The organism is Arthrobacter sp. NPDC058288 (genome assembly GCF_042880995.1).
Lineage (GTDB): Bacteria > Actinomycetota > Actinomycetes > Actinomycetales > Micrococcaceae > Arthrobacter.
This window is the reverse complement of the sequence record NZ_JBHVYH010000004.1, coordinates 186,087-212,039: the sequence shown is the minus strand read 5'-3', so window position 1 is coordinate 212,039 and position 25,953 is coordinate 186,087. Positions and strand designations below refer to the sequence as shown.

Here is a 25,953-nt window from a genome sequence, read left to right as displayed (position 1 = left end):
GGGCGCCGCGGCAGCGTTAAATGTCAGGCCCTCCCACCAGACTGTGTTTATGCAAAGCACCGCCCTATCCGACGCAGTCAACGCCTTAGCGGCGTCCGTTGCTGCGCTGCATCGGCTCTGCGATGTTTCACGGCTCGCCGGAGGGCCGGATGCGGATCCCCTCCGGCAGCTTGCCGACGACTGCCTGGATGCCTTCACCGAGGTGGGCCGCATCGAAGCACACACCGCCGCCTTCAAGGTCAGGCTGGCCGACACGTTCGCCGCGGCGACCCAGGCCATGGCATCCCCCGCTGCCTCGCCCCAGGAGCGGTGCGCCGCGGAGATGGGCCTGGTGGCCGAATTGGCCTGTGCCCTGACCGTCACCGAAAGGACGGCGGGAGCTTTCCTGCAGGAAACCCGGCAGCTCACTGAGGCACTCCCCCTGACGCTTGCTGCCCTGGAGGCCGGGACCATCTCCTGGCAGCATGCCCGGGTCCTCGTCGACGAAACCACCGGCCTGACCCCCGCCGCAGCCGCCACGCTGGAAGCGCATTTTCTGGACCCCGATGCTGTGAACCCGGCCCGGGGCTGTCCGCCCGGGGACCTCGTGCCCTCCCGATTCCGCGCCAAAGCACGCACCTGGCGGGAACGCCACCATCCGGTCAGCATCGAACAGCGCCACAGGACCAGCGCCCAGGACCGGCGACTGGAATACACTCCGGACCGCGACGGCATGGCCTGGCTCTCCGCCTACTTGCCCGCGGACACCGCAGCATCCATTTGGAACCGCGCCACTGCCGCAGCCAGGGACCTCCAAAACCCGGCCGAACCCCGAAACCTTTCCCAACTCCGGGCCGACACCGCGGCCGCCTGGCTACTCGGCGGCGTCGCTGACGGCATCCCGTCGCCCAAGGCGCAAGTCCTGGTCACAGTGCCTGTGCTGTCGCTCTTGGGCGCCACGGAGGAACCTGCCCACATGGATGGCTACGGGCCCATCCCACCCAGCATGGCCCGCCGGCTCATCGCAGACGGCGCCACCTCTTTCCATCGTGTCCTGACCGACCCCGGCAGCGGGGCACCGCTGGAAATCCAACGCGCCAGCTACCGCATTCCAACGGCCATGCGCCAATGGCTTCGCCTCCGGGACGGCAAATGCCCGTTCCCCGGATGCAACAACCAGTCCCTGGACACTGAAGCAGATCACATCACGCCCTGGCACGAAGGCGGCACCACCGGAGTCTCCAACCTGGGCCAACCATGCCGCAAACACCACCGCCTCCGGCACACCACCGGCTGGAAACCGGTCAACGCCAGCCACGACGCGCCACCCGGCTGGGAATCACCCTCAGGACGCCACTACCCCGGCGAACAGCATGACTGGGAAGCACCTTGGATGCCACCTGCCAACCACTGGCCACCCGACGTGGTGCAAACTGCTGCGACGCCGGAGCACACCCCTGGCGCTGGCTATGGTCCCGATACAGGCCTGCCCGTCGACCCGTTCCCGGACTGGGAATCGTGGATCGCCGCCTAGCTACGCGGCTTGACCGCGTTTTCAGACAGGCTGGCGCCGCGTCCCCGCGCCGGGCAGGCTCACCCCCGCCCCGGCTAGGCATGCTTCGCGCCGGTTACGCCCGGGCGCGGGCCGCCAGCGCCGAACTGAGGAACTCGAGGTGGGCCGGCGTCGTCGCTACGGTGGCGGCGGCATACTCCGGGTGCTTGGTGAGGAACTTCTTGATGTACGGGCATACCGGCACAATGCCCAGCCCCGCGGCCACGGTTTCGTCAAGGGCAACGGTGGCGAGCTTGCCCGCGAGCCCCTGGCCGCCGTATTCCTCGTTGATCACCGTGTGGTAGAAAATCCGCTGCGGTGAATCGCCGGCGTCGTACGCTTTGTACGCGGCTTTGCCGATCACGTTGCCGGCAACCACAACTTCAAAACGCTCGCGGTCCGGGTTGTGGCGGATGGTCACATCAGTCATCGGGATCTCCTTGATAGCGGCTCTCGCTACAGCCTAACCTCGAGGCATCTGCCGTTATTTCTGACCGAGGAGAGAACATGGCCGCCAACGACGACGAAGCACGGATCCTGGATCAGTGGAGCCACCGGCTCGCCCAGGCACTGCAGCTCCTGGACCTCGACTTCGACCGTGAACTGATCCTTGACCTGGCCGGTGAATCCGCACGGTCGGTCACCCACGCAGCGGCCCCAATCACGGCGTTGATGGTGGGCTACGCGGCGGGTCTCGCCGCCGGAACTCGAAGCGCGGAAACCACAAGCACTGCCGCCGGAGGGGCGGGGTCCAAGGAAGTTTCCGCCGCGGCGGTCGCCCAGGCCGCGGCCGTGGCCTTCCGGCTGTGCGAGGACGGAGCCGACGGCGGACCGTCCAGCAAAGGCTGGGCCGACACCGCCCAGTAGCTGACGCCGGTCAGTAACTGACACCGCCCGTAAGCCGGCACCGCCCGGTAATAACTGCCCGGTAGGGTTGATATCAACCCCACCGACTGGAAGGCACGCAGCATGCAGGTCCCCCTATACGTATGGATTCTGACCATTATCGGCATTGTGGGCCTGCTGGCCTTCGACTTCTTCTTCCACGTCCGCAAGGCGCACTCCCCCAAGCTCAGGGAGTCGGCCACCTGGTCGGCGATCTACGTAGGCATTGCCCTGGTCTTCGGAATCGGTGTCCTGGTCTTCGGCGGCCCCACCATGGGCACGGAATACTTCGCCGGCTACGTCACGGAGAAGGCCCTGTCCGTGGACAACCTCTTCGTGTTCCTAATCATCATGGCCAGCTTCAAGGTCCCCCGGGCGGACCAGCAAAAAGTACTCCTGTTCGGCATCGTCTTCTCGCTGATCGCCCGCACCGGCTTCATCTTCCTGGGCGCCGCCCTGATCAACAGCTTTGCCTGGGTGTTCTACATCTTCGGCCTCATCCTGCTGATCACGGCCGGCAACCTCCTCAAGCCCGATTCGCACGACGACGACTCCGAGGGCTTGGTAGTCCGGCTCGCCAGGAAGTTCCTCCCGGCGTCGCAGCACTACGACGGCGACAAGCTCTTCACGGTGGAAAACGGCAAACGCGTCCTGACCCCCATGCTCCTGGTGATGGTGGCGATCGGCGGAACGGACATCCTGTTCGCCCTGGACTCCATTCCGGCAATCTTCGGCCTGACCCAGAACGTCTTCGTCGTCTTCACCGCAACGGCATTCTCCCTCATGGGCCTGCGCCAGCTGTTCTTCCTCATCGATGAACTGCTGGACCGCCTGATCTACCTCTCCTACGGCCTGGCCGCGATCCTCGGCTTCATCGGCGTCAAGCTCATCCTCCATGCGCTGCACGAAAACAACCTGCCGTTCATCAACGGCGGCGAGCACGTGACCGTGGTCGAGATCAGCACCGGGCTCTCCCTGACCGTGATTATCGGCGTCCTGGTGGTCACCGTCCTTGCCTCGATCTACAGCCCCAAGGGCAAGGCCAAGAACATGGTCTCCGGCGCCAAGCGGCACGCCACTGAATACGTGGACCTGAACTATGAGACGGGCATCGCCGAACGCGAGGAAATCTTCAACAAGATGGTGCGCGAGGAAGCGGAGCTCCGGAAGCTCCCTGAGAAATACAAGCGGCTCATCCGCAACGAGACCGAGTTCATGGACCTGATCAAGCAGGCCCACGCCGAGCATGACGAAGCCCTGCAACGGGAAGGCCTCACGTAAGGTCAGCAGCCGGCGTCCGGCTCAGTACACCACGTCGAAACTGCTGAACTCCCCGGTCGCCGGTGACACCGACTCCTCCACGTGGTCCACGCGCCCCGGCGCTTCATCGGACCTCAGCCAGCGGCGGAATTCCAGCACCACCGCCTGGGGACCTTCGACGACGACGGCCACCGTGCCGTCGTCGTCGTTCCTCACCGTTCCGGTCAATGAGAGTTCCTCGGCCTTCCGTACGGTCCAGTACCGGAACCCGACCGCCTGGACCACACCTTCGACGCGCGCCCGCAGGCGGACGTCCGGCCCCGAGTCCTGATCTGCAGCATCAGCCATGGTTCCAATGTAGTGCGGCGACCAAGGATTTCGCTCCCCGGGGCTCAGCCACGGGGCAGGCTCAACCTGCAGGGGTTGTGTTGGCGGCATGCTTTGCCTTGCGGCGCCTGGAGCGCGACCACACGAGGATGGCGCCAATGGCTCCGATGAGCACCGGGATGGTTACCCCCAGCGGCTGCGCCCAGTCCTTCACCAGCGCGTTCAGGACGTAGCCCAGCTCAATCTCCACCTGGATGTCCTCCCGGAACGTCTCCAGGCTCAGGTCCGGCCCCTCCTCGGCAGTGGCAAAGAGCTGCAGGGTCATGGTCTTCCGTCCCGGATCCTTCGGCGTGATCCACCAACGCCACTCCGCTACGCCCTGTTCCGGGACCAGCATCTCGCCGCTCGGGTTTCCGGCCCGCTCAATCGTCATGCCCGGGCCGGAGAGGTCCGCCCGCATCTCCTCGCACACAATCGGCGCACGGGTCTCCACCGGGTTGGGCCCGGGAATGTTCTTCTCGTGGCCCGCGCCCGGATCACCCATCGTGACGTGCAGGACGAACTCCCGGGTCTCACCCTGGCGCACGGGCGATGGCGGCCGGAACGTCAGCTCGCCCTTGACACAGGTTTCGAGGATCTCCTTGGCCCGTCTGGCCCGCTCGAAGGCGGTTGAGGTGGGGAACGGCGGAGTTGACGCTTCGCCGTCAGAGGGTTGCGTTGTGGTCGGAGACTTGGTCGGGAAAGGACCGGGACCCGCTCCGGGTTTCCACTCCGTGGGATCGTCAACGCCTGGGGCCGGTCCACCCGCGGATGTGGGCCGCGGGGTGGTGCCCGTGGATGTAGGCTCCGCAGTCGGGACGGGGGTACAGGCTCCCAGCCCCAGCAATACACCCAGCGCCAGAAACACGGCCACGCACAGCGTACTCAGGGCGGATGCCATAGCCTTCGCACCGCTCGCGAGCCGCTGCTTCCCCAGTGCGTTCATCAGAACCCCGACTACTGTTCGGACCGAGTCCTGATTCGAGTCTGCTCGGGCGCCCGGGGCCAGTCAAGGAGCCCCTCAAGGAGCCCCCGCACAGGCGGCCCCCGCAATCCTGTGCCGCCTTAGCGCGCGAGCCGCAGGGAGGTGATCATCCGCCGGATGTTCCGGTACTCGCCCGTCTCCACGTACAGCTTCGCCTTCTCCCAGTACGGCAGCGACGGGTCCCCCGGGGTGGTGTTGTTCGCGGGGTCGTAGCCTGCCCCGAACATCGCGCCGCTCGGCGGCCACCGGAACAGCAGGAAGACGGGACACGCCAGCGTCCCGGCCTCCTCCGGAATCATGGTGATGCCGTAGGCCGCAATGGTTTCCGCCGTCCGGGCGGGCGCCGAAGCATCGCCCCTGGTCTCGAACATGAAGCGTGGTGCGTTCTCGTCCGGCACGCCCTTCTCGGCCAAGGCCGTCATGGGTTCGGAGTCCAGCACTGCAAACGGATACTGCTGCACGCACTCCGAGCCGGTCACGATCCTGGTCTCGAGGACAGCCATCGATTTCCCCGCACCGTTCAACACCTCCACGTGCGCTCCGCCTAGCGGCGATTTCCCAGCGGGATCCTTGAGGGTCCAGTCGCCCGGATAGTCGAACGCCAGGTCCCGGTCCGGCGTCGTAAATGTCTTCCAGCCGGACGCAGTGGGAGATGGTAGCCGGCTGGGGGACGTGCCCGACGGCGCCGGTTCAGCCGGCGCCCCGCCCGCCGTCGCGCCGGGCGGGGCCGTCGTTCCGGTGTCCGAACCGGCGGCAGTACCCGTGGCGATTCCGCTCGCTGTTCCGTTCGACGTCGCGCTGGCGGAACCATTGGGTGGAGTTGCGGTCGCGGACTCCGTCTCCCGCGCAGCAGGAGGCGCCCCGCATGCCGCAAGGAGCACTGCGAGGCATACCCCCGCAGCAGCTGGTGCGCGGGAACGTGCCGGTCCGGATGATCCACAGCCGGGCGTCGTTGATCGGCGCATGCAATCCTCCTCATACAGCCGGGGATTAATTGTGGCCCTGCGGGCAGCCCCCCGCGCGGTGCGGGGCAATCTGCTGCCAAAACGTTGCGCACCGCGGACAGTCCGCGGTGCGCAACGTCCACCCTGTGGCCTTGGATCCCTAAGCGGGGCGCAGCGAGGTGATCATCTTCTTGATGTTTTTGTACTCCTGGGTGCCCATGTACACCTCGGGGGTGTCCACATGCATCTCGTTGCCGGGAGTGGTGTCGAAGGGGTCATACACGCCGCCGAACATCGCCCCGCTGGGCGGCCAGTTGAAGAAATGGAAGATGGGGCACGCTTCCGTTCCGGCCGGTTCAGGCGCGGCGGTGATGCCGTACGCAAACACGGTCATCAGCTTGGGATCCGTGGCGGCAGTATCCGTCCGGGTCTCGAAGGTGTACCGGGGCACCGTTCCGTTCTGCTCCAGTGCCGGAAGGGGCTGGGACTCATAGACGCCGAACGGCTGCTTCACGGTGCACTCGGAGCCCGTGACCATGTTCGTCCTGAGCGAGGCCAGATTCTTGCCGTTGGCGTTGGTGATTTTCACGAACACGCCGCCGGCGGCTGCTTCCCCGGCCGCATCGGTAACCTTCCACTCCTCGGGGTAATCGAACCTCAGTCCGTCCGCCGTTGTGTAGGACTTCCAGCCGGCTTCGGGATTCGAAGAGGCGGACGTGGACGGTGTGGCGCTCGGCGATGCCGACGCCGTGGAGGTGGGCGACGCCGAAGCGGTGGAGGTGGCGGTGGCGGCCGGGGAACTCGTCGACGGTGACGAGGCCGGCGGCCCGCAGGCTACCAGCAGGAACGCGAGGCATAGGGCCCCCGGGACTGCGATGGCCGAGGGTGCTGAGCGGTGCATCTGTACTCCTGAATTTCATGAGACCGCGAATAATTCCTCAATTGTGGACTGCGGCGGGTCGCCGCTAAAGCAATAAATCCAATCGATGTCCAAATGTTACCGGCACGCTGGCGGCCGGCTGGATTTCAGTGCTTCCCGGAAGCTTGATAGAGCTTAACCAATGCAAGAATTCCTCACCCCGGCAATGCCCTTCCTCGCCATGGCGCTCGCGGTAGCAGCAGGCCTGATCCTCTCCTGGCTGATCCGCAAGACGGTCCTCCGGCTCAACCGCCGCCGCCCCGAACTCCAAGCCACCTCCCGCGTGGCGCGGCTTCCGTTGCGCCTGGCCCTCTGCCTGATCGGCGTCCGCATCGCGCTGGTGCTGACCACGGACGACGGCGGATGGCGGGCCGCCGTCGACCATCTCCTGCTGATCGCCCTCATGGGTTCCCTTGCCTGGCTCGCCGTCGCGATGCTGCTGATCGTGGAGGCACTGGTCCTCAGCCGCTACAGCGTGGACGTCGCGGACAACCGCCGCGCCCGGCGCCTGCGGACCCAGATGATCCTTGCACGCCGGATCGGCGTGGCCCTGATCGTGGTGCTGGCGGTCGGCAGCGTGATGCTGACCTTCCCCGCCATTCAGGCCCTCGGCGCCGGTTTGCTTGCCTCCGCCGGCGTGATCTCCATCGTGGCCGGCCTCGCCGCCCAGACGTCGCTGGTGAACGTGTTCGCCGGCATGCAGCTCGCCTTCACCGACGCGATCCGGGTGGACGACGTCGTGGTGGTCCAGAAGGAATGGGGCCGGATCGAGGAGATCACCCTGACGTACGTGGTGGTCCACATCTGGGACGACCGCAGGCTCATCCTGCCCTCCACCTACTTCACCACCACGCCGTTCGAAAACTGGACCCGCCGCCAGTCCGAGGTGATGGGCACCGTGGAATTCGACCTCGACTGGCGGGCGCCCATTGAGGACATGCGCACCGAACTCCGGACGGTGCTGGACGGAACGGAACTGTGGGACGGGCGCGTGGGAATCCTGCAGATCACCGATGCCACCAACGGCTACGTCCGGGTGCGGATCCTTGTGAGTGCTGCGGACAGCGCCGCGCTCTTCGACCTGCGCTGCCTTATCCGCGAAGCCATGGTGACCTTCCTGCAGCAGGGCCATCCTGAGTCGCTGCCGCACGTGCGGTGGGAGCCCGTGCACCCCGCGCCCTCCCGCGAGGCTCCCCGGCAAGCCGCCGTGGAGTCCGTTGACCAGGGGCACCCGGGGCACGCCCGCCCGCAGTCCGGCCCGCAGGACTCCCAGCTCTTCACCGGCTCCGTAGAAGCGATCGAGCGGTCCCGCGCGTTCACCGGCCCCGGCGAGGAAGTCTTCGAAGACCGCGACAAGACGCTCTCCGCACGGAACTAGCAACCCTTTCCTGCCCGGCCGATCTGATCAATAATCAAACCGAGCCCCATCATCAGACCCGCCGCAAGCAACTGAGGAGACCAGGCCATGACCACCCACGCGGAGCCCGCAACGGAACCCCCTGCCAGTCCTGCCGAGGACAACGATGACGAGGCAACCACGGACCCCGGCTGGTTTCATAAAGCGGTGGTCTACCAGATCTATCCGCGCAGCTTTGCGGACTCCGACGGCGACGGCATAGGCGACCTGCCGGGCATCATCAGCAAGCTGGACTACCTGCAGAAGCTTGGGGTGGATGTCGTCTGGCTGTCGCCCATCTACTCGTCCCCGCAGGATGACAACGGCTACGACATCAGCAACTACCGCGACGTGGATCCCCTCTTCGGCAGCCTGGCCGATCTGCAGCAACTGACCGACGGGCTGCACTCGCGGGGCATGAAACTGGTGATGGACCTGGTGGTCAACCACACCTCGGACGAGCACCCGTGGTTTGTGGAATCACGTTCCTCCAAGGACAACCCCAAGCGCGACTGGTACTGGTGGCGGCCGCCCCGGCACAGTCCGGAAGACGGTACGGGCGCAGAACCCAACAACTGGGGCTCGGCGTTCTCCGGCCCGGCCTGGGAGTTCGACCAGGCCACCGGCGAGTATTACCTCCACTTGTTCTCCCGGAAGCAGCCTGATCTGAACTGGGAAAACCCGGAGGTCCGCGCCGCTGTCTACGACATGATGAACTGGTGGCTGGACCGCGGTGTGGACGGCTTCCGGATGGACGTCATCAACTTCATCTCCAAGGACACAGCCCTGCCGGACGGGCCGAAGGCCGACGGCATGCTGTTTGGCGACGGCAGCCCGCACTTCATGTCCGGCCCGCGGATCCACGAGTTCCTGCACGAAATGCACTTGGAGGTCTTCGCCGGCCGGGACAAACCGCTGCTGACCGTAGGCGAGATGCCAGGCGTCACGGTGGAGGACGCCGTTCTCTTCACAGATCCTGCCCGACGCGAGGTGGACATGGTCTTCCAGTTCGAGCACGTGGCGCTGGACCAGGAGGACGGCAACAAGTGGCGGCCCAGGAAACTGCGGCTCACCGACCTGAAGCAGTCCCTGGGCCGCTGGCAGGATGCCCTGGCCGATCGCGGCTGGAACAGCCTCTACTGGGGCAACCACGACCAGGCCCGTGCCGTGTCCCGTTTCGGCGACGACGGGCAGTACCGCGAGCTTTCCGCCAAGATGCTGGCCGGCATCCTGCACCTGCACCGGGGCACCCCGTACGTGTACCAGGGCGAGGAACTGGGCATGACGAATATGAGATTCGGCGCCATCAGCGACTACCGCGACATCGAGGTGCTCAACCACCACCGCGAAGCCACCACCCACCTGGGCCACACCGACGCCGAGGTGCTTGCCGCCCTGGCGCCCCTGAACCGCGACAACGCCCGCACCCCGGTGCAGTGGGACGCCACCCGGCACGGCGGGTTCACCACCGGATCGCCGTGGATCGCGGTCAACCCGAACACCAGCCACATCAACGCCGCGGAGCAGGAGGACAACCCGGATTCGGTGTTCAACTTCTACCGCCAGGTCATCGCCCTGCGCCATGCCGAGCCCGTGGTGGCGGAAGGTGAGTTCACCATGCTGCTGCCCGACGACGAACACGTCTACGCCTTCCGGCGGTCACTGCCGGGGTCTGCGCCCGGTGCGGCCGTCGGTGCGGCTGCGCCGCCGGGGGTGCAGCTGCTGGTGCTGGGCAACTTCTCCGGGGAAGACCGCACCGTGGAGCTCGAAGGCGGCGGCTGGGGCGATGCCGAAACCGGCGCGGACGAACCTGAGCTTGGCCACTACCCGGCTGAGCTGATCCTGGGAAACTACCCGTCAGAAGGAGCCGGGACACATGCTGAAATCCCCCTCCGGCCCTGGGAGCTGAAGGTCTTCCGCCGGCAACACAACAACTAAGGCAACACCCAGCAAGGCAAGGAGAGCATCATGACAATTCCACCGCTGCCGGAGCCGGATCCGTTCCCGCCGGAACCGGGCCCCACCGGACCACCTGACCCGGACAACCCGTTCCCGCCCAGCAGGCCCGATCCCACAGAGCCCCGGCCGCACCCGGGCCCGGAACCATCACCGGCGCCCGGCCCGCTGCCGATCCCCGACCCGGGACCCATGCCGCCGGTGCCGCCTGCACCGAGTCCGGACCCCACGCGGTTCTGAAATCCGGCTGACGGACGCTAATCGCCGATGCTGTGAAGGAACCGGCGCACTTCGGTGTTGAACGCCTCCGGCGTTTCAGCCGCGACCAAATGCCCGACGTCGGGAATCACCACAAGCTTTGACCCAGGAATCTGGCGGTGCATCTCCTGCGCCACTGCCAGCGGCGACCGCACGTCTTCTGCCCCGTAGAGCAGCAGGGTGGGGACGCTGATGGTGGGAAGCACGTCACGGTAGTCTGCACGGCCGCTTGCGCTCAGCATTGCCCGCATGCCGGCCGGGTGGAAGTCGGCCATGATTGCGCTCGCCTCTTGGACGACGGCGGGATCCGCCCGCTCCGTGAACAACGTGGGCATCCAGACGGGGATGAACTGTTCGGGCGGCTGGTCCAGCTCGGCGAGTATCTGGGCGTACCGGCGCTCGACTTCCTCCGGCGGCAGCGAACCGGCCCAGCCGGCGTAGGCCGAAACCAGCAGCAGGGAAGCCGCCATGTTCGGGTGGCCCCGGTACAGCTCCAAGGCGACGCCCGATCCCCACGACAACCCCAGGAGGTGCGGTTTCCGCGGCGCCACCTCACGGAGGAACCCCGCGAGCGCATCTCCCAGTTCACGTCCGGAGAAGTTCGGCGGAGGATCGTCGGACCGGCCGCAGCCCGGGGCATCCCAGGCAATGACGGTGAACTCGCCGGACAGACCTTCCAGCTGGCGACGCCAGACGCGGCTGTCCTCGTACGCACCGTGGAGAAGCACCAGCGGAGGACCTTGGCCCGCACGCTGATAGCAGATTCGCAGTCCTGAAATCTCAACGGTGTCCATACCGCACCGCTCCTTAGTGGAGCTGACCCTGATGGCTCTGATTCTAGGCCGATCAGGGTCAGCTGCCTACAGGAATAATCCGCGGCGCCGCTTGGGCCAGTGCGGCTTAGACCAGGGTGATGTCCCGGGTCCGGTGATCGTAGTTGAACGTGATCCGGCCGCCGGGGTGGTGGAGCTCGTGGTTGGCGCCGTCAAAGGCACCGAATGCACCGTAGTTCTCGTCCCAGGAGCGGTTGAGCGCGATCTTGAAGCTGTAGTGCCCGGCCGGCAGGTCCGTGGTGAGCTTCCACAGCTGGTCCACTGCATCCAGCTGCATCTGCGCTTCGTCGTACTGCGGAGCCCAGTTCGCGGGCGCTCCCAGCAGCACGTTGAAGTCGCCGGCGATGGCCACAGCTTCCGGCTGGTCGATCGATTCCACGCTGGGGGCCTCTGCCTGGGTGTCCTCGCTCGCTTTGGCCGGCTTGGCTGCAGCCTTGCGCGTGCGCACAGCCTTCGCCACGGGTGCCACGGCGTCTTCGATCAGCTCGGCGGCCTTTTCGACCACCTTGGCAGCCTTGGAGGGAGCCTTCTTCTTCGGTGCAGCCTTGGGAGCCTTTGCGGCAGCCGCCTTCGGAGCCGCCGCCTTGGCCGGAAGCGAGGTGGGGACCGGAACATCGGCGGGAACCGGAGTCCCCTCGGCGAGTGCGGTGGCAAATGAGTCCGCATCCGGGAACGCCACCGTTGCGCGGAGGCCCTCCTCGGTGATGGTCCAGCCGCTGCGTCCCTTGACGAGCCAGCCGGCCTTGACGAGCTTGCTCGTGGCGGTGGTCAGTGCCTTGTGTCCCCGGGGGATGCCTCCGCTGAGCAGTTCACTTTCCTTCTCGTTCAGCGGTACCCGGACCGTGGCCTGGGCCAGGACCGCGCCTGCGCCGAGGGTCTCGCCCGACAGAACGCTTTCCGCGAGGATGTCGAGCACTGATTTGAGTCGAACAGTGGTGGTGTCTGCAATAGCCGTGGGCATATTTGTCCTTTCGAGCAGGTGATCACTCAGCATTTTGCCAGTGAACTGTAACCGGAGGCGACTATAGGCGTTAACAATGTGTGTCGTGACCGACTGTGACGCCGGATGCAGCGCAAGTGATCCTAGGGTCTCAGGTACGGGGCGGAAACATCGGGACTTTGGGCCCGTTGACAAACGGGCGAAGCCTCCTCCTCCGGACCACCCGTTGTGGGCCCGGAACGTACCTGCCTATAGTGGCGTCCTGCCTTTTGTCAGCAATCTTCCCATGAAGCCACACCGCCAGTCCCGCCTTCTTCAATGAGGAGACCAGCATGGAGACCCGCACCCTTGGCGCTTTGACCGTATCCGCCCTTGGCCTCGGCTGCATGGGCATGAGTGAGTTCTACGGCACAGGCGACGACACCGAATCCGCCGCCACCATCCAGGCCTTCCTCGACGCGGGCGGAACCCTGCTGGATACGGCGGACATGTACGGGCCGTTCACCAATGAGCAACTGGTGGGCAGGGCCATCGCCGGGCGCCGGGCCGAGGTTGTCCTTGCCACCAAGTTCGGCAATGAGCGCCGGAAAGACGGAACCTGGGTTGGCATCAACGGCCGTCCTGAATACGTCCGCGCTGCCTGCGACGCGAGCCTGCAGCGCCTGGGGGTGGACCACATCGACCTCTACTACCAGCACCGCGTGGACAAGGCCGTGCCCATCGAGGACACTGTGGGTGCCATGGCCGAACTGGTCCAGGCTGGCAAAGTACGCCATCTGGGGCTGTCCGAAGCCAGCGCCGACACCATCCGCCGTGCCCACGCTGTGCACCCGATCACTGCACTTCAGACGGAGTACTCCCTGTGGGAACGGGAACCGGAGACGAAAGTCTTCCCGCTGCTGGCGGAACTGGGAATCGGATTTGTGCCGTACAGCCCGCTGGGACGCGGCTTCCTCACCGGCCAGCTGCGCACCCCGGAGGACTTCGCGCCGGACGATTTCCGGCGCCACTCACCCCGGTTCCAAGGCGGGAACTTCACGCGCAACCTCGAGCTGGTGGACCGGGTGAAGGAACTGGCCGACGAGAAGAAGTGCACACCGGCACAGCTGGCCCTGGCCTGGCTGCTGGCACAGGGCGAGCACATCGTCCCCATACCCGGCACCAAAAAGCGTGTCCGGCTTCAGGAAAACCTCGGCGCGCTGGACGTTGAACTCTCCGACCAGGACCTCAGCCGGCTCGACGAGCTTGCCCCTGCCGGGGTGGCGGCGGGAGCACGCTACCCGCACATGGATTCGATCGACGTGTAAGGCCGGCCCGGCCGCCCCCCACTACCAAGCGAGCCCATCACCGCAATAAAGGAGACACAGTGACCGAACTCAATGAAGAAGACCTGGCCCTGGCCCAATGGAGCCGGAGGCTCACCCACGCCCTTCAGATCCTGGACCTGGAGCTTGACCACGCGCTCATTCGCCGGCTGGCCAAGGAATCTTCCGAGGCAGTCAACGACGACGCCGGTCCGATCAGCGCGGTGGTGGTGGGCTATGCAGCCGGGCTGTCCGCCGCCAAGGGGAAGGCGAGCCCCATCGAGGCCATCGAGTCCGCCACCGAAGTGGCGCTGAAGCTGTGCGAGCACGGAGCCGACGGCGGCCCGGACAGCGAAGGCTGGGCCGGCACCGCCCAGTAACCCGACCCGCCCGGGACTACCCCAGGCTGGGCTCCAACCGCACGATAACGGCCTTGGACACCGGGGTGTTGCTGCCCTCGGCCACGCTTTCCAGCGGAACCAGCACGTTGGCCTCCGGATAGTACGCGGCCGCGCACCCCCGGGCCGTGGGGTACGACACCACACGGAACTTCCGGAGCACTCGCTGCACGTTGTCTTCGTAGACCCCGTGGATGTCCACGTGCTGGCCATCGGAAAGGCCCAGCTCGGCGATGTCCTCGGGGCTGACGAAGACCACGTCGCGGCCCTTCCTGATGCCGCGGTAGCGGTCGTCGTGGCCGTAAATGGTGGTGTTGAACTGGTCGTGCGACCTCATGGACTGCAGGATCAAAGTGCCGGCCGGGCGCTCCACGTGCTCTAGGTGGTTCACGGTGAGCATGGCCTTGCCCGTGGGCGTGGGGAACGTGCGCGAGTCCCGGGGTCCGTTGGGGAGCACAAAGCCGCCCTTCTGGCGGATCTTCCGGTTGTAGTCCTCGCAGCCCGCCACCACATGGGAGATGTGGTCGCGGATGAGGTCATAGTCGCGCTCGAACCCGGCCCAGTCGGCGTCGATCTTCCCATCCACCGTGGCGCGGGCCAGCCTGCTGATGATGGCCACTTCCGAGAGCAGGTCCGGCGCCACGGGCCGTACCGTGCCGTGGGAGGCGTGGACGGCGCAGACGGTGTCCTCCACCGAAACGAACTGCGGGCCGGACGCCTGCATGTCGATCTCGGTGCGTCCCATAGTGGGCAGGATCAGGGCTTCCTTGCCTGTCACCGTGTGGGAGCGGTTGAGCTTTGTGGAGATCTGCACCGTCATCTCCGTGTTCTCCATGGCGCCTTCGGCTGCCTGGGAGTCGGAGATGGCCCCCACCAGGTTGCCGCCAAGGCCCACGAAAACCCTAATGTCGCCGTCGCGCATCCTGCGGATGGTTTCCACGGCGTCCGCGCCGTGCTCCCGGGGCGGATCGAAGTTGAACTCCTTGCCCAAGGCATCCAGGAAGGCCGGCGGCATTTGTTCCCAGATGCCCATGGTGCGGTCGCCCTGGACGTTGCTGTGGCCGCGGATCGGGGACGCTCCTGCACCGGGTTTTCCCATGTTTCCCCGCAGCAGCAGGAGGTTGATGATCTCCTTGATGGTTGCCACGCCCTTTTTGTGCTGCGTGATGCCCATTGCCCAGGTGATGATGACCTTCTCGGCCCTCAGGTAGCGCTCGGCCAGTTCGTCGATTTCTTCGCGGCGCAGTCCGGTGGCCTCAACCACTTCGCGCTCATCCAGTTCGGCGAGGTGCTCCTTGAGTTCCTCCAGCCCCTGGCAGTGCTCCTGGAGGAACGCGTGGTCCAGCACACTCCCCGGGTTCCTGGCTTCGGCGTCGAGAACGCGCTTGGACACCGCCTGCAGAAGTGCCATGTCCCCGCCCAGCCGGATCTGCAGGAACTGGTCGGCAATCTGCGTGCCGTGTCCCACGATGCCCTTGACCTTCTGCGGGTTCTTATACCGGCGCAGCCCGGCCTCGGGCAGCGGGTTAACGGCAACGATCTCGCCACCAGCTTCCTTGGCTTCTTCGAGGGCGGTCAGCATGCGCGGGTGGTTGGTTCCCGGGTTCTGCCCCATGATGATGATCAGGTCCGCCTGCGCGAAATCGTCATAGGAGATGGTGGCCTTGCCGATGCCGATGGTCTGGCCCATGCCCCAGCCGGAGGATTCATGGCACATGTTGGAGCAGTCCGGCAGGTTGTTGGTTCCATAAGCCCGGACGAACAGCTGGTACAGGAAGGCTGCCTCGTTCGAAGTCCGGCCGCTGGTGTAGAACGCGGCCTCGTCAGGGCTCGCCAGGCTCTTCAGCTTGCCGCCCAGGATGGAAAAGGCTTCGTCCCAGCTGACGGGCCGGTAGTGGTCCTCCCCCGCGGGTTTGTAGACCGGTTCGGTCAGCCGCCCCTGCATCCCGAGCCAGTACTCGGACATCCCCCGCAGTTCGCTGACCGGGTGCTCCTGCCAGAATTCCGCAGGGACAAGGACGGGAGTAGCCTCCCATGTGACGGCTTTGGCACCGTTCTCGCAAAACTCGAACGTCTTGCGGTGGCCGGGGTCCGGCCACGCGCAACTCATGCAGTCGAAGCCGTCCTTCTGGTTCAAGGCAAGCAACGTCTTGCGGGACCGTTCGACGCCCATCTTTTCGATGGCAGGCTTCATGGAGTGGTAGACGCCGGGGAAACCCGCGGCCCACTCCTTTGGCTTGCCCACCTCAAGGTTGTTTTCGTCTGCTTCTTCCACACGAGGGGTCTTCCGGGGCATGCTGCGCCCTCCTTGACTCGGACTTGCTGCTCAGTGCTGCTTCGAACTGGTGTCCCCACGGACAGGACCTGCCCTCAGGATTAGCAGTTATGGATGGACGCCGCAACCACCCGCCAGGCCCGTGCCAACTCAGGAGTAACCGAGCTCCGCGAGCAGCTCGGATTTGCGCTCCTCGTCCGCGAACGAGGACCGGATGGAGTTGGAAGCCAGCCGGACCCGGTCGAATTCGGACAACCCCAGGACGGTTTGCAGCTGCACGAAGTTGTCGTCCACGTACCCGCCGAAGTACGCGGGATCGTCCGAGTTCACGCTGACGTTCAGTCCCGCAGCGAGCATTGCCGGAAGCGGGTGCTCGGCCAGGGTGTCCACGGCACGGAGCCGCACATTGGACAACGGGCACACGGTCAGCGGCACGCGCTCCGCCACGAGGTGTTCCACCAGATCGGGGTCCTCCATGCAGCGGATGCCGTGATCGATCCGCTCCACGTCCAGTAGTTCCAGCGCATCGACGATGTACGACGGCGGGCCCTCCTCGCCGGCGTGCGCTATCCGGTGCAGGCCGGCTTCCTTCGCCCGGGCGAACAGCCGTTCGAATTTGGCCGGAGGGTTGCCCACCTCGGCCGAGTCCAGGCCGATGCCGGCGATGGGCGCGTTCATGGCCAGCAACTGCTCCAGGACGTCGAGGGCCGATTCCTCGGGCAGGTCGCGCAGGAACGCGGCGATCAGCAGGGTGGACACCCCGAACTCCTCCAGGGAATTCGCCAGCACGGAGGCAACACCGCTCACGCAGGTCTGGAGCGGGATCCCGCGGGACACGTGGGCCTGCGGGTCCATCATGATTTCGGCGTGCCGCACTCCCGCGGCCGCCGCCCGCTCCAGGTACGCGCGGGTCATGTTCGCAAAGTCCTGCTCCGTCTGCAGAACGGCCATGTTGGCGTAGTACAGGTCCAGGAAGGACTGCAGGTCCGTGAACTCGTAGCGGGCGCGCAGCTCGTCCAGGTCCGCGTACGGCAGCGTGATGCCGTTCCGTTCGGCCAGCGCGAAGATCAGCTCCGGCTCCAGGGTCCCCTCGATGTGGAGGTGCAGCTCCGCCACCGGCAGAAGTTTTACGGGCAGATCGGCCACGGCCCCTTCGGCGTCGGTCTGGGCCGCCACGGCCCCTTCGGCGTCGGTCTGGGCCGCCACAGGCTGGTCAGGGGCGTCTACAGGAGCATCGCTGAGTGCTGACGCGCCGCCGGGTTCGGGCGCGCCGTCGTAAGTTTCCATCCGGTAAGGATATGCCCGCAGCGCCCCGGCACCGATAGAGTCGAAGCAATGCAACATAACAAGCAGGCTTCCAATATGCCCTTCCTGACCCCGGACCACCCCACCGATGGATTCGTCCGGGTGCGCGGAGCCCGGGAAAACAACCTGCGCAACGTGGACGTGGACGTGCCCCGGGACGCTATCGTTGCGTTCACCGGCGTCTCCGGTTCCGGCAAGTCCTCCCTCGCCTTCGGCACCATCTTCGCGGAAGCCCAGCGCCGCTATTTCGAGTCCGTGGCCCCGTACGCTCGGCGCCTCATCCAGCAGGGCCACAATCCCAAGGTGGAGCTGATCACGGGGCTGCCTCCCGCCGTCGCGCTTCAACAACGGCGCGGTACACCGAGCAGCCGGTCCACCGTAGGCACGGTGACCACCCTCTCCAACTCGCTGCGTATGCTGTTCTCCCGCGCCGGTACCTATCCGGCGGGCACGGCCCAGCTGGACTCGGATGCTTTCTCGCCCAACACGGCCGCCGGCGCCTGCCCCGTGTGCCACGGCCTGGGCATTGCCCACACGGTCAGCGAATCGTCACTTGTCCCGGACACCTCGCTGAGCATCGCCGACGGCGCCATCGCGGCCTGGCCGGGCGCGTGGCAGGGCAAGAACCTCCGCGACATCCTCAGCCACCTCGGCTACGACGTCACCATCCCCTGGCGGAAGCTGCCCAAGAAGCACCGCGACTGGATCCTGTTCACCGAGGAACAGCCCGTCGTGGAGGTGACACCGAAGCGGGACCGGGTGGCCAAACCCTACAAAGGCCGCTTCTGGAGCGCCAAGAGCTACGTGCTCCACACGCTGGCCGACTCCAAGAGCGACACCATGCGCCAGCGCGTTCTCCGGTTCATGGAAACGGGACCGTGCGAGCGCTGCGGCGGAAGCGGACTGACGCCCGAGGCCCTGGCGGTGACCTTCGCGGGACGCACCATCGCCGAGCTCAACGCCGTACCCATGGCCGAACTGGCCGAGGTCATCCGGCCCACCAGCGAGCTGAAGGACGCCGGGACGGCCAGCCGTGGTGCGGCCTCGGGCGAGACCAACGAAGTGGCCGTCGCCATCACCCGCGACCTCCTGCTGCGGATCACCGTGCTGCTGGAGCTGGGCCTGGGCTACCTTGCCCTGGGCCGGGCCACGCCCACGCTCTCTCCCGGCGAAATGCAGCGGCTGCGGATTGCCACCCAGCTGCGTTCCGGCCTGTTCGGTGTGGTGTACGTTCTGGACGAGCCGTCCGCCGGGCTCCACCCCGCCGACGCCGAACCGCTGCAGGCTGTGCTCGAAGCGCTCAAGTCTTCCGGCAACTCGGTGTTCGTGGTGGAACACAACATGGACGTGGTCCGGCGCGCCGACTGGCTGGTTGACGTTGGCCCGCGCGCCGGGGAAGGCGGCGGCGAGATCCTGTACAGCGGACCCGTGGCCGGGCTCGCAGACGTGGAGTCGTCCGTTACCAGGCCCTTCCTGTTCCCGGACGGCGGCGGCGCGAATCGCGGCGGCAATAAGAATGACGGCGGGAACAACGACGGCGGAGCGCGCCGCCCGGCGGGCGGCTGGCTTGGGTTGAAAGGCATCAGCCGGCACAACCTTCGCGATCTCGACGCCGACTTCCCGCTGGGCATCCTGACCGCGGTCACGGGCGTTTCCGGCTCGGGCAAGTCCACCCTGGTGAGCCAGGTCCTGGCCGAGGTGGTGGGGGCGCACCTGCACCCGCAGGCGGCTGACGTTGCGGCCGCTGCGGAGGTGACCGCCGAGGACCTGGAATCCGGGGACGCCGGGTCCGGCGAACCGCTCATCGTTTCCGAAGCCGTTGCAGAAACCAGCGGAATGGACCGGATTGACCGGCTCGTGCGGGTGGACCAGAAGCCGATCGGCCGCACGCCGCGGTCCAACCTGGCCACGTACACCGGGCTGTTCGACGCCGTGCGCAAGGAATTCGCCGCCACCGAGCAGGCACGTGCCCGCCGTTTCGGCGCCGGACGGTTCTCCTTCAACGTGGCAGGCGGCCGCTGCGAGATCTGCCTGGGCGAAGGATTCGTGGCCGTTGAGCTCCTCTTCCTTCCGGGAAGCTACGGCCCGTGCCCCGAGTGCGGGGGTTCGCGCTACAACCCCGAGACGCTGGAGGTGACCTACAACGGCAAGAACGTGGCCGAAGTGCTGGCCATGACGGTGGATGCCGCCGCGGACTTCCTGGCCGGTGTCCCGGCCGCTGCCCGCAGCCTGCAGACCCTGCGCGACGTTGGCCTGGGCTACCTCCGGCTGGGCCAGCCCGCCACCGAGCTCTCGGGCGGCGAAGCCCAGCGGATCAAGCTGGCCACGGAACTCCAGCGAGCGCGCCGCGGCCACACCCTCTACCTGCTGGACGAACCCACCACAGGGCTCCACCCTGCGGATGTCCAATTGCTCATGGCCCAGCTGCATGGCCTGGTGGACGCCGGAAACACGGTCATTGTGGTGGAACACGAGATGGACGTGGTGGCCGCCGCGGACTGGGTGATCGATCTCGGGCCGGCCGGTGGCGACGCCGGCGGTGAGATTGTGGCGTCCGGTACGCCGGCCGCCGTCGCGCGTTCCGCCCGGAGCCGGACGGCGCCGTATCTGGCGACGGCACTGGATCAATGATTGGCGCCGGCATTCACGACCTGCACATCGCGACACCGTGGCGGATATCTATTTCGATTTGATAACGCACCGCCACTGTCCTAGCGTGGAACGTGATCCCGCCGAGCGGGACGACGAATGCCCGGTGCTGCCACCACCAGTTACTGCCCGGCCGGCAGACACCGTACATGACCTCTAGTTCGTCAGGGGCGGGCAGTGGCGCGACAACGTCCGGGGACGGACCGAGCGCAGGTGGCCCTCAGGAGCATCCACTTTCATGAACACTTCCACTCGCATGAACACCCCCATGGGCAAATCCAAACTGGGGACCGCCGCGCGCCGCGGGGTGACGCTGGCCGCCGTTTCCGCGGCAGGACTCGCACTGTCCGCCACAGCCGCGAACGCGGCCGTCCCCACCGCCACGAGCGGCAGCACGTGGGACGCCCTCGCGCAGTGCGAGAGCGGCGGCAACTGGAGCACCAACACCGGCAACGGTTTCAGCGGCGGACTCCAGTTCACCGACAGCACCTGGGCGGCCTACGGCGGCACCGGCTCGGCGGCAAACGCCACCCGCGAGCAGCAGATCGCCGTCGCCGAGAACGTCCAGGCCAGCCAGGGCTGGGGCGCCTGGCCCGCCTGTGCAGCCAGCCTGGGCCTAAGCGGCGGCGGCGGAGCACCCGCACCGAGCGTCCCGGTCACCCCGGCCCCCGCCGAGGTACCGGTACAGGCCGCGCAAGCCCCCGTCCAGGCCGCTTCTGCCGCAGTGGCACCCGCACAGGCTGAACCCCGCCACGCCGCACAGGTTCCGTTGAGCGGCGAAACCTACACGGTGGAGGCCGGTGACACCCTCAGCACCATCGCGGAGAAGCTGGACATCGCCGGCGGCTGGCAGACCCTTGCCGATGCCAACACGGACACCATCGTGGATCCCGACCTGGTGCTTGAAGGCCAGGTTCTGCAGCTGCCTGCCTAAGGCAAAGCAGCGGAGCTTTAGACAACGACGCCGCAGCGTCCCCTTGGCGGGGAGCTGCGGCGTCGTAGTTTCTTAAGTGTTGTTTCCTAAGTTAGGTCAGGCCGCCTGCGGCAGTTCGCGGACGATCCGGACTTTCCAGGCGGAGTCGTCGCTGGTGTCCAGAAGGGCCACAGTGCCGATGTGCAGGTGCAGGGCCACCCGCTTGGCTGCCAGGAGCTCGAGGTAGAGGTGCTCGTTCATGCGCGCCGGCGAATCGATCACAAACTTCACGGCATCGCGCACCTTGCGGTAGTTGTCGCTGCGTTCGCGGTGCAGGTGCAGCTCCAGCGAGTGGCGCTGGCGGACCTTCGGCTCATGCGCGTTGAGCCACGAAACCGCTGCGTGGACTCCGACCACAACGGCGAGGGACACGGCGTAGATCCACCAACCGGTGGACAGCAGGAACAGGGGGAGGTTGGCGATGGCCACTACCGCGATGAACAGGCGGAGGGCAACGATGCGCCGGAGTTTCAGGGCAACAGACCCGAGGGCGGCGCGGAAGCCGTGCTGCTCCTTGCGGGCCGCTTCCGGGTCGATGGTGAATTCATCAAGCACCAGGATGCCTTTGGCTTCCGGGCTCAGCATTTGTCCGAACTTCGGCGTGAACGGAACTGCTTGGGTAAGTGTCATTTCGTGTCTTCCGGAGGGTGACTGAGGCGGGATTTGATTGGGGTCATCTTAGTGAAATTGTGACCGTGTTGTCGCCCCCGTCTCAGCATACGGTCCAGTAGACTACGCCGCGCTGCCCTCAAGCCGCTCACAGCCTACCAGCGTTTGCCGCTGCAACACCGCCGCCTCAGCGGTGCGTGGCGGCCGCCGCCATTTGGTCTTGGACCCCGGCACCTCCACACTTGAAGGATGCAGACTTTCCTTCCCTATCCAGATTTCCAGCAGAGTGCCGCGGTCCTTGACCGCGTGCGGCTCGGCAAGCAGCGTGTCGAGGCGCTGCAGACCCTGCGTGCGCTGGTGATCCCGGAGTACGGCTGGCAGTCGCACCCGGCCATCCGCATGTGGATGGGCTACGTCCCCGCGCTGACCATGTACGGCCTGGCCATCGCCGATGAATGGATCGCCCGCGGCGGCGAGGACACCACCCGGGCAAAGATCGCTGAATTCGCGCCGCAGGCGGACCACGCGGCCTACGCCGCCAAGATCCCCATGCCGCCGTGGCTGGGTGAGCCCGACGTCCACCTCAGCCACCGCTCCCGGCTGCTGCAGAAGGAACCGCGCTTTTACAGCGAACTATTCCCGGGCACACCGGCGGACCTGGAGTATGTCTGGCCCGAACCCCGGCATGAGTTCCTTCCGGAGGATCCGGTCGGTGACCGGCTCTGGATCCTGCGTGCCCAGGTGGGCGACACCGCCCCGGACAAGCTCGACACCATCAGCCTGCCGGAGGTTGGCCGCGCCGCGAAAGCCGCCGCCCAGTCCGAAGAGTACGAGTTCGTCTACGCCGACTCCGGTGCCCGGCGGCCTGCCAAGAACCCCAAGAAGCGCCCGCCCAAGCAATTGGTGAAGAAGCCCACGAAGAAGCGCCAGCAGCAGGAGGAGGCCTTCCGCACCCTCCCGGGCAATTCCGCCATAGCGGTCCCGTTCGATGGCGGTGCCACGTTCGCGATCGGCAAGGTCCAGGGTCGCCCCATCACGGTGGACGGCCGTTTCGCCCGGAACTTCCAGGTGACGGACGTCGTGGAACGCTCCTCGTTCGACTACCCCGCCCTGCTGCAGGATCCGCGGCTGTTCTTCCCGATTCCGGCGCCCTAGCCGTAATCGCCAAGCCTGGCAAAGGCTACGCCGCCGCTCTGGCAGACTTGCCCGTATGACTGTTCTTATGGCCGGCTGCGGCGATCTGGGTACCGAGGCCGGGCTGCGTTTCGCGGCAGCCGGCCACCGCGTAGTGGGGTGGCGGCGGTCGCCGGCCAAGCTTCCGCCCGCTATCGAGGGTGTCGTTGCCGACTTGACCGTTCCGCCGCTGCCGCCGGTCCCGGCGGACACCACCGCTGTCGTCATCGCTGTTGCGGCCGGCTCCCCGACCGAGGCGGCCTACCGGGCCGCCTATGTGGACGGACTCTCGAACGTCCTGGATGCGCTGGAGCGTGACCGGGAGCACGACGGCGCGGCCTCACCTTCGCCGCTCCGGCGCGTGGTGTTCGTCTCCTCCACCGCCGTGTACGGCGACGCGGACGGCGGCTGGGTGGATGAAAGCACGACGCCGGCACCCGGCGGATTCTCCGGCCGCATCATCCGCGAGGCGGAGGATCTGCTGCACCGGCGCCTGCTCGGCACCGGCATCACTCCCGTGGTGCTTCGCCTGGGCGGCATTTACGGGCCGGGACGGACCCGGCTGATCGATCAGGTCCGCTCCGGCGCGGCCACGGCGCCCGCGGAACCGCGCTACACCAACCGCATCCACCGGGACGACGCCGCGGCGGCAATCGTGCACCTCTGCACCATGACCGCCGAACCCGGACCCGTGTACCTCGGTGTGGACAACGATCCCGCGGAGCTCGGTGAGGTCCAGCGTTTCCTGGCCGACGAACTGGGACTCCCGCGGCCGTCGTCGGACGTTTCGGGCGGTGGCGGGTCAGCCGGCGGGGAGCCGTCCCGCGGCGGCAACAAACGGTGCAGCAATGCCCTGCTCCGCAGCACCGGGTTCGAGTTTGCCTACCCCACCTTCCGCGAGGGATACCGCGCGATCCTCGCCGGCGAAGGCGTCAGGCACCCGTGATGCCGCTGCCCTTTTCCGTATCCGACGCCTTGTAGGGGGACCAGTGGATTTCCAGCACATTATCGAGTCGGTTGGCCGGTTCATGGACTTTGCCGGCGTCGCCGTTATGGTGATCGGCGCCGTCGTGTCCATCCCCATGGCCCTGCGCGGATACCAGCCGAGACGTCTGCCGCCTGGCTCCGAACCGCTCTCCGTATACCGTTCCTACCGGCAGCTGTTGGGCCGCTCCATCCTGCTGGGCCTTGAACTTCTAGTGGCAGCGGACATCATCCGGACGGTCGCCGTGACGCCGACCTTCGAGAGCGTAGGTGTGCTGGCGATCATCGTGCTCATCCGGACCTTCCTGAGTTTCTCGCTGGAGCTCGAGATCACCGGCCGCTGGCCCTGGCAGAAACAGCCCGCCGGCGCGGCAGCATCAGCCGGCGCGTCGGGCTCATCATCTGAGGGCTGAAAGCCTTCTCCGCTGTCAGCGCCCTCGGTTAGGCTCGCAGGATGACTCATAACAACGCCGCAAAAGCCTCTGAACTGCTCCGCCTCCACCAGGCACCGGAAATCCTGCAGGTCATCAACGTCTGGGACGCCATCACCGCCAAGGTCGCCACCGATGTCCCGGGCACCGCTGCCCTGGCCACGGCCAGCCACTCCATTGCGGCCTCGCTTGGTTACGAGGACGGCGAGAACATCCCCGTGGACCTCATGCTCGAAGCGGCGGGACGCATTGCCGCGTCCACCACCCTTCCGGTCAGCGCGGACCTCGAATCCGGCTACGGCAGCCCGGGCGAGACAATCCGGAAGGCGATCAGCGTGGGAATCGTTGGCGCCAACATCGAAGACCAGATGCGCCCGTTGGCCGACGCCGTTGCCCAGATGGCCTCCGCCGCCCGGGCCGGCCAGGCCGAAGGCATCGATTTCGTCCTCAACGCACGCACCGATGCTTTCCTCAAGGGCAAGGACCGCGACCCCGCCGACGTACTGGCCGACGCCATCGAACGGGGCCGCGCGTTCCTCGACGTGGGAGCAACCACCGTTTTCGTTCCCGGCCTGCTGGACGAGCCCACCGTTGCCGCCCTGGTGGACGGCATCGGCTGGAACAAGGTGTCCGTCATCAACGTTCCGGGATCGCTTGCCCCGGCGAAGCTCCAGGAACTGGGCGTGGCGCGCATTTCCTACGGCCCCTGGACCCAGCGGGTTGCCCTGACGGCCTTTGCCGACGCCACCGCCGGGCTCCTGGCCGGGGGCGCGCTGCCCGAGGGAACACGGGCACTCAACTAGTGGCCGGTCCGGAGCTGCAGGGTGTGGGATTGCCGGACCCGTGGCCCGAGCCGCCGGAGCTTCCCACCCCGGTGATCATGGACCAGCGGTGGACCGACGCGGTGTTCCTGCACTGGCGCATCCCCGAAGCGGCGGCGGCAGCGTTCATGCCGGCGGGGGTGGCGCCGGACGTTTTCGACGGCTCGGCGTGGGTGGGGCTGATCGGCTTCCGCATGCAGAAAGCGGGCATCGGACGAGGCCCCGCAGTGCCGTTCTTCGGGGACTTCAACGAGATCAACGTCCGGCTGTACTCGCGGGAACCGGACGGCACCAGGGGCGTGGTCTTCCTGAGCCTGGACGCGGACCGGCTGGCCGTGGTCCTGGCCGCACGCGCAGCCGGAATTCCGTATGTATGGTCGCACGCCCGCTTCCGTCCCGCCCATCCCGGAAGCCCGTCCACCGGCTACTCGGTGCGGCGGTTCCGGCGCGGTGCCCGAAGCGACTTCGCGGTGGTTCCGGCACTCGACGACGCCGCGGCTGATCCGCTGTCCGTCCACCTCACTGCCAGGTTCGGCCTGCACTCCCGCTTCCGCGGCCGCACGCTGTACATCCCCAACACCCATTCACCCTGGCCGCTGTACCGGGCTGAGCTGACGGTCCTGGAGGACGGGTTGATCAGCGCCGCCGGACTCGAGGTGGCAGGTCCGCCGGAGTCCGTGCTGTTCTCCCCCGGCGTCCGGACCCAGTTTGGCCGGCCGCGGGTGCTTGGATAGGGGGCGGCGCTCCTCGGGGGCCGC

At 66.7% G+C, this 25,953-nt stretch carries 25 protein-coding genes; 15 read left to right on the top strand and 10 right to left on the bottom strand.

Going from position 1 to position 25,953, the window contains the following annotated elements:
- Nucleotides 1-49 precede the first annotated feature (49 nt).
- Nucleotides 50-1,513 (top strand): DUF222 domain-containing protein, encoded by a 1,464-nt coding sequence (locus tag ACFVWT_RS13610; RefSeq protein ID WP_390248544.1) that lies wholly within the window; start codon nt 50-52, stop codon nt 1,511-1,513.
- Nucleotides 1,514-1,607: 94 nt separating this feature from the next.
- Here ACFVWT_RS13610 and ACFVWT_RS13605 read toward each other — a convergent pair whose 3' ends face one another.
- Entirely contained in the window at nt 1,608-1,961 is a 354-nt protein-coding gene (locus tag ACFVWT_RS13605) for a GNAT family N-acetyltransferase (protein ID WP_390248542.1), read from the bottom strand.
- Between the two features lie 77 nt (nt 1,962-2,038).
- On the opposite strand from ACFVWT_RS13605, the gene ACFVWT_RS13600 reads away from it, so the two are divergent.
- Together ACFVWT_RS13600 and ACFVWT_RS13595 are read left to right on the top strand one after the other, a co-directional pair.
- Entirely contained in the window at nt 2,039-2,398 is a 360-nt protein-coding gene (locus tag ACFVWT_RS13600) for a DUF6457 domain-containing protein (protein ID WP_390248540.1), read from the top strand.
- Between the two features lie 102 nt (nt 2,399-2,500).
- On the top strand, nt 2,501-3,697 hold the full coding sequence (locus ACFVWT_RS13595) for a TerC family protein (protein ID WP_390248538.1): 1,197 nt from the start codon (nt 2,501-2,503) through the stop codon (nt 3,695-3,697).
- 21 nt (nt 3,698-3,718) lie between these two features.
- On the opposite strand, the gene ACFVWT_RS13590 is transcribed toward ACFVWT_RS13595, so the two are convergent.
- From ACFVWT_RS13590 to ACFVWT_RS13575, 4 genes are all read right to left on the bottom strand, one after another.
- Nucleotides 3,719-4,024 (bottom strand): acylphosphatase, encoded by a 306-nt coding sequence (locus ACFVWT_RS13590; protein WP_390248536.1) that lies wholly within the window; start codon nt 4,022-4,024, stop codon nt 3,719-3,721.
- Nucleotides 4,025-4,085: 61 nt separating this feature from the next.
- A complete protein-coding gene (locus tag ACFVWT_RS13585) occupies nt 4,086-4,988 on the bottom strand; it encodes a hypothetical protein (RefSeq protein ID WP_390248534.1) in 903 nt (300 codons plus the stop codon).
- Between the two features lie 119 nt (nt 4,989-5,107).
- Nucleotides 5,108-5,992 (bottom strand): hypothetical protein, encoded by an 885-nt coding sequence (locus ACFVWT_RS13580; protein WP_390248532.1) that lies wholly within the window; start codon nt 5,990-5,992, stop codon nt 5,108-5,110.
- 139 nt (nt 5,993-6,131) lie between these two features.
- Nucleotides 6,132-6,872 (bottom strand): hypothetical protein, encoded by a 741-nt coding sequence (locus tag ACFVWT_RS13575; RefSeq protein WP_390248530.1) that lies wholly within the window; start codon nt 6,870-6,872, stop codon nt 6,132-6,134.
- Nucleotides 6,873-7,032: 160 nt separating this feature from the next.
- Here ACFVWT_RS13575 and ACFVWT_RS13570 point away from each other — a divergent pair, with 160 nt between their 5' ends.
- The 3 genes from ACFVWT_RS13570 to ACFVWT_RS13560 all read left to right on the top strand — a co-directional run bounded on the left by ACFVWT_RS13570 (nt 7,033) and on the right by ACFVWT_RS13560 (nt 10,482).
- Entirely contained in the window at nt 7,033-8,268 is a 1,236-nt protein-coding gene (locus ACFVWT_RS13570) for a mechanosensitive ion channel family protein (protein ID WP_390248528.1), read from the top strand.
- A gap of 87 nt (nt 8,269-8,355) precedes the next feature.
- A complete protein-coding gene (locus tag ACFVWT_RS13565; protein ID WP_390248526.1) occupies nt 8,356-10,224 on the top strand; it encodes an alpha-glucosidase in 1,869 nt (622 codons plus the stop codon).
- A 30-nt stretch (nt 10,225-10,254) separates the two neighbouring features.
- Complete coding sequence (locus tag ACFVWT_RS13560; RefSeq protein WP_390248524.1) at nt 10,255-10,482, top strand: hypothetical protein; 228 nt, start codon at nt 10,255-10,257, stop codon at nt 10,480-10,482.
- Between the two features lie 17 nt (nt 10,483-10,499).
- Here ACFVWT_RS13560 and ACFVWT_RS13555 read toward each other — a convergent pair whose 3' ends face one another.
- The gene (locus tag ACFVWT_RS13555) at nt 10,500-11,294 is read right to left on the bottom strand and encodes an alpha/beta fold hydrolase (RefSeq protein WP_390248522.1); all 795 of its coding nucleotides are present in this window, start codon (nt 11,292-11,294) and stop codon (nt 10,500-10,502) included.
- Between the two features lie 106 nt (nt 11,295-11,400).
- The gene (locus ACFVWT_RS13550) at nt 11,401-12,294 is read right to left on the bottom strand and encodes a glycosidase (protein WP_390248520.1); all 894 of its coding nucleotides are present in this window, start codon (nt 12,292-12,294) and stop codon (nt 11,401-11,403) included.
- Between the two features lie 311 nt (nt 12,295-12,605).
- Here ACFVWT_RS13550 and ACFVWT_RS13545 point away from each other — a divergent pair, with 311 nt between their 5' ends.
- Together ACFVWT_RS13545 and ACFVWT_RS13540 are read left to right on the top strand one after the other, a co-directional pair.
- Entirely contained in the window at nt 12,606-13,580 is a 975-nt protein-coding gene (locus ACFVWT_RS13545) for an aldo/keto reductase (RefSeq protein WP_390248518.1), read from the top strand.
- Between the two features lie 59 nt (nt 13,581-13,639).
- Nucleotides 13,640-13,957: a DUF6457 domain-containing protein gene (locus ACFVWT_RS13540; protein ID WP_390248516.1), complete on the top strand. Its 318-nt coding sequence runs from the start codon at nt 13,640-13,642 to the stop codon at nt 13,955-13,957.
- 16 nt (nt 13,958-13,973) lie between these two features.
- On the opposite strand, the gene ACFVWT_RS13535 is transcribed toward ACFVWT_RS13540, so the two are convergent.
- Together ACFVWT_RS13535 and ACFVWT_RS13530 are read right to left on the bottom strand one after the other, a co-directional pair.
- A complete protein-coding gene (locus tag ACFVWT_RS13535) occupies nt 13,974-16,271 on the bottom strand; it encodes an FdhF/YdeP family oxidoreductase (protein WP_390248514.1) in 2,298 nt (765 codons plus the stop codon).
- 129 nt (nt 16,272-16,400) lie between these two features.
- Complete coding sequence (locus tag ACFVWT_RS13530; RefSeq protein ID WP_390248512.1) at nt 16,401-17,537, bottom strand: adenosine deaminase; 1,137 nt, start codon at nt 17,535-17,537, stop codon at nt 16,401-16,403.
- Nucleotides 17,538-17,585: 48 nt separating this feature from the next.
- Here ACFVWT_RS13530 and ACFVWT_RS13525 point away from each other — a divergent pair, with 48 nt between their 5' ends.
- Both ACFVWT_RS13525 and ACFVWT_RS13520 read left to right on the top strand, forming a co-directional pair.
- Nucleotides 17,586-20,186, top strand: a complete 2,601-nt coding sequence (locus tag ACFVWT_RS13525; protein ID WP_390248510.1) for an ABC transporter — start codon at nt 17,586-17,588, stop codon at nt 20,184-20,186.
- 256 nt (nt 20,187-20,442) lie between these two features.
- Complete coding sequence (locus tag ACFVWT_RS13520; protein ID WP_390248508.1) at nt 20,443-21,138, top strand: transglycosylase family protein; 696 nt, start codon at nt 20,443-20,445, stop codon at nt 21,136-21,138.
- Nucleotides 21,139-21,234: 96 nt separating this feature from the next.
- Here ACFVWT_RS13520 and ACFVWT_RS13515 read toward each other — a convergent pair whose 3' ends face one another.
- Nucleotides 21,235-21,807, bottom strand: a complete 573-nt coding sequence (locus ACFVWT_RS13515; RefSeq protein ID WP_390248506.1) for a hypothetical protein — start codon at nt 21,805-21,807, stop codon at nt 21,235-21,237.
- A 228-nt stretch (nt 21,808-22,035) separates the two neighbouring features.
- On the opposite strand from ACFVWT_RS13515, the gene ACFVWT_RS13510 reads away from it, so the two are divergent.
- The 5 genes from ACFVWT_RS13510 (at nt 22,036) to ACFVWT_RS13490 (ending at nt 25,929) form a co-directional block, all read left to right on the top strand.
- Nucleotides 22,036-22,941 carry an MSMEG_6728 family protein gene (locus tag ACFVWT_RS13510; RefSeq protein WP_390248504.1) on the top strand — a complete coding sequence of 302 codons (906 nt, stop codon included), beginning with the start codon at nt 22,036-22,038 and terminating at the stop codon, nt 22,939-22,941.
- A 55-nt stretch (nt 22,942-22,996) separates the two neighbouring features.
- On the top strand, nt 22,997-23,905 hold the full coding sequence (locus tag ACFVWT_RS13505; protein ID WP_390248502.1) for an SDR family oxidoreductase: 909 nt from the start codon (nt 22,997-22,999) through the stop codon (nt 23,903-23,905).
- Nucleotides 23,906-23,948: 43 nt separating this feature from the next.
- On the top strand, nt 23,949-24,356 hold the full coding sequence (locus ACFVWT_RS13500; protein ID WP_390248500.1) for a DUF1622 domain-containing protein: 408 nt from the start codon (nt 23,949-23,951) through the stop codon (nt 24,354-24,356).
- Nucleotides 24,357-24,397: 41 nt separating this feature from the next.
- Nucleotides 24,398-25,177: an isocitrate lyase/phosphoenolpyruvate mutase family protein gene (locus ACFVWT_RS13495; protein ID WP_390248498.1), complete on the top strand. Its 780-nt coding sequence runs from the start codon at nt 24,398-24,400 to the stop codon at nt 25,175-25,177.
- A gap of 77 nt (nt 25,178-25,254) precedes the next feature.
- A complete protein-coding gene (locus ACFVWT_RS13490) occupies nt 25,255-25,929 on the top strand; it encodes a DUF2071 domain-containing protein (protein WP_390248797.1) in 675 nt (224 codons plus the stop codon).
- The last annotated feature ends 24 nt before the right edge of the window (nt 25,930-25,953 follow it).

Coding starts and splice junctions, on each gene's coding strand:
- ACFVWT_RS13510 (WP_390248504.1), top strand. CDS start 22,036: ATGCAGACTTTCCTTCCCTATCCAGATTTCCAGCAGAGTGCCGCGGTC.
- ACFVWT_RS13515 (WP_390248506.1), bottom strand. CDS start 21,807: ATGACACTTACCCAAGCAGTTCCGTTCACGCCGAAGTTCGGACAAATG.
- ACFVWT_RS13505 (WP_390248502.1), top strand. CDS start 22,997: ATGACTGTTCTTATGGCCGGCTGCGGCGATCTGGGTACCGAGGCCGGG.
- ACFVWT_RS13550 (WP_390248520.1), bottom strand. CDS start 12,294: ATGCCCACGGCTATTGCAGACACCACCACTGTTCGACTCAAATCAGTG.
- ACFVWT_RS13545 (WP_390248518.1), top strand. CDS start 12,606: ATGGAGACCCGCACCCTTGGCGCTTTGACCGTATCCGCCCTTGGCCTC.
- ACFVWT_RS13520 (WP_390248508.1), top strand. CDS start 20,443: ATGAACACTTCCACTCGCATGAACACCCCCATGGGCAAATCCAAACTG.
- ACFVWT_RS13570 (WP_390248528.1), top strand. CDS start 7,033: ATGCAAGAATTCCTCACCCCGGCAATGCCCTTCCTCGCCATGGCGCTC.
- ACFVWT_RS13610 (WP_390248544.1), top strand. CDS start 50: ATGCAAAGCACCGCCCTATCCGACGCAGTCAACGCCTTAGCGGCGTCC.
- ACFVWT_RS13575 (WP_390248530.1), bottom strand. CDS start 6,872: ATGCACCGCTCAGCACCCTCGGCCATCGCAGTCCCGGGGGCCCTATGC.
- ACFVWT_RS13525 (WP_390248510.1), top strand. CDS start 17,586: ATGCAACATAACAAGCAGGCTTCCAATATGCCCTTCCTGACCCCGGAC.
- ACFVWT_RS13490 (WP_390248797.1), top strand. CDS start 25,255: ATGGACCAGCGGTGGACCGACGCGGTGTTCCTGCACTGGCGCATCCCC.
- ACFVWT_RS13560 (WP_390248524.1), top strand. CDS start 10,255: ATGACAATTCCACCGCTGCCGGAGCCGGATCCGTTCCCGCCGGAACCG.
- ACFVWT_RS13580 (WP_390248532.1), bottom strand. CDS start 5,992: ATGCGCCGATCAACGACGCCCGGCTGTGGATCATCCGGACCGGCACGT.
- ACFVWT_RS13595 (WP_390248538.1), top strand. CDS start 2,501: ATGCAGGTCCCCCTATACGTATGGATTCTGACCATTATCGGCATTGTG.
- ACFVWT_RS13555 (WP_390248522.1), bottom strand. CDS start 11,294: ATGGACACCGTTGAGATTTCAGGACTGCGAATCTGCTATCAGCGTGCG.
- ACFVWT_RS13585 (WP_390248534.1), bottom strand. CDS start 4,988: ATGAACGCACTGGGGAAGCAGCGGCTCGCGAGCGGTGCGAAGGCTATG.
- ACFVWT_RS13605 (WP_390248542.1), bottom strand. CDS start 1,961: ATGACTGATGTGACCATCCGCCACAACCCGGACCGCGAGCGTTTTGAA.
- ACFVWT_RS13495 (WP_390248498.1), top strand. CDS start 24,398: ATGACTCATAACAACGCCGCAAAAGCCTCTGAACTGCTCCGCCTCCAC.
- ACFVWT_RS13565 (WP_390248526.1), top strand. CDS start 8,356: ATGACCACCCACGCGGAGCCCGCAACGGAACCCCCTGCCAGTCCTGCC.
- ACFVWT_RS13535 (WP_390248514.1), bottom strand. CDS start 16,271: ATGCCCCGGAAGACCCCTCGTGTGGAAGAAGCAGACGAAAACAACCTT.
- ACFVWT_RS13590 (WP_390248536.1), bottom strand. CDS start 4,024: ATGGCTGATGCTGCAGATCAGGACTCGGGGCCGGACGTCCGCCTGCGG.
- ACFVWT_RS13530 (WP_390248512.1), bottom strand. CDS start 17,537: ATGGAAACTTACGACGGCGCGCCCGAACCCGGCGGCGCGTCAGCACTC.
- ACFVWT_RS13600 (WP_390248540.1), top strand. CDS start 2,039: ATGGCCGCCAACGACGACGAAGCACGGATCCTGGATCAGTGGAGCCAC.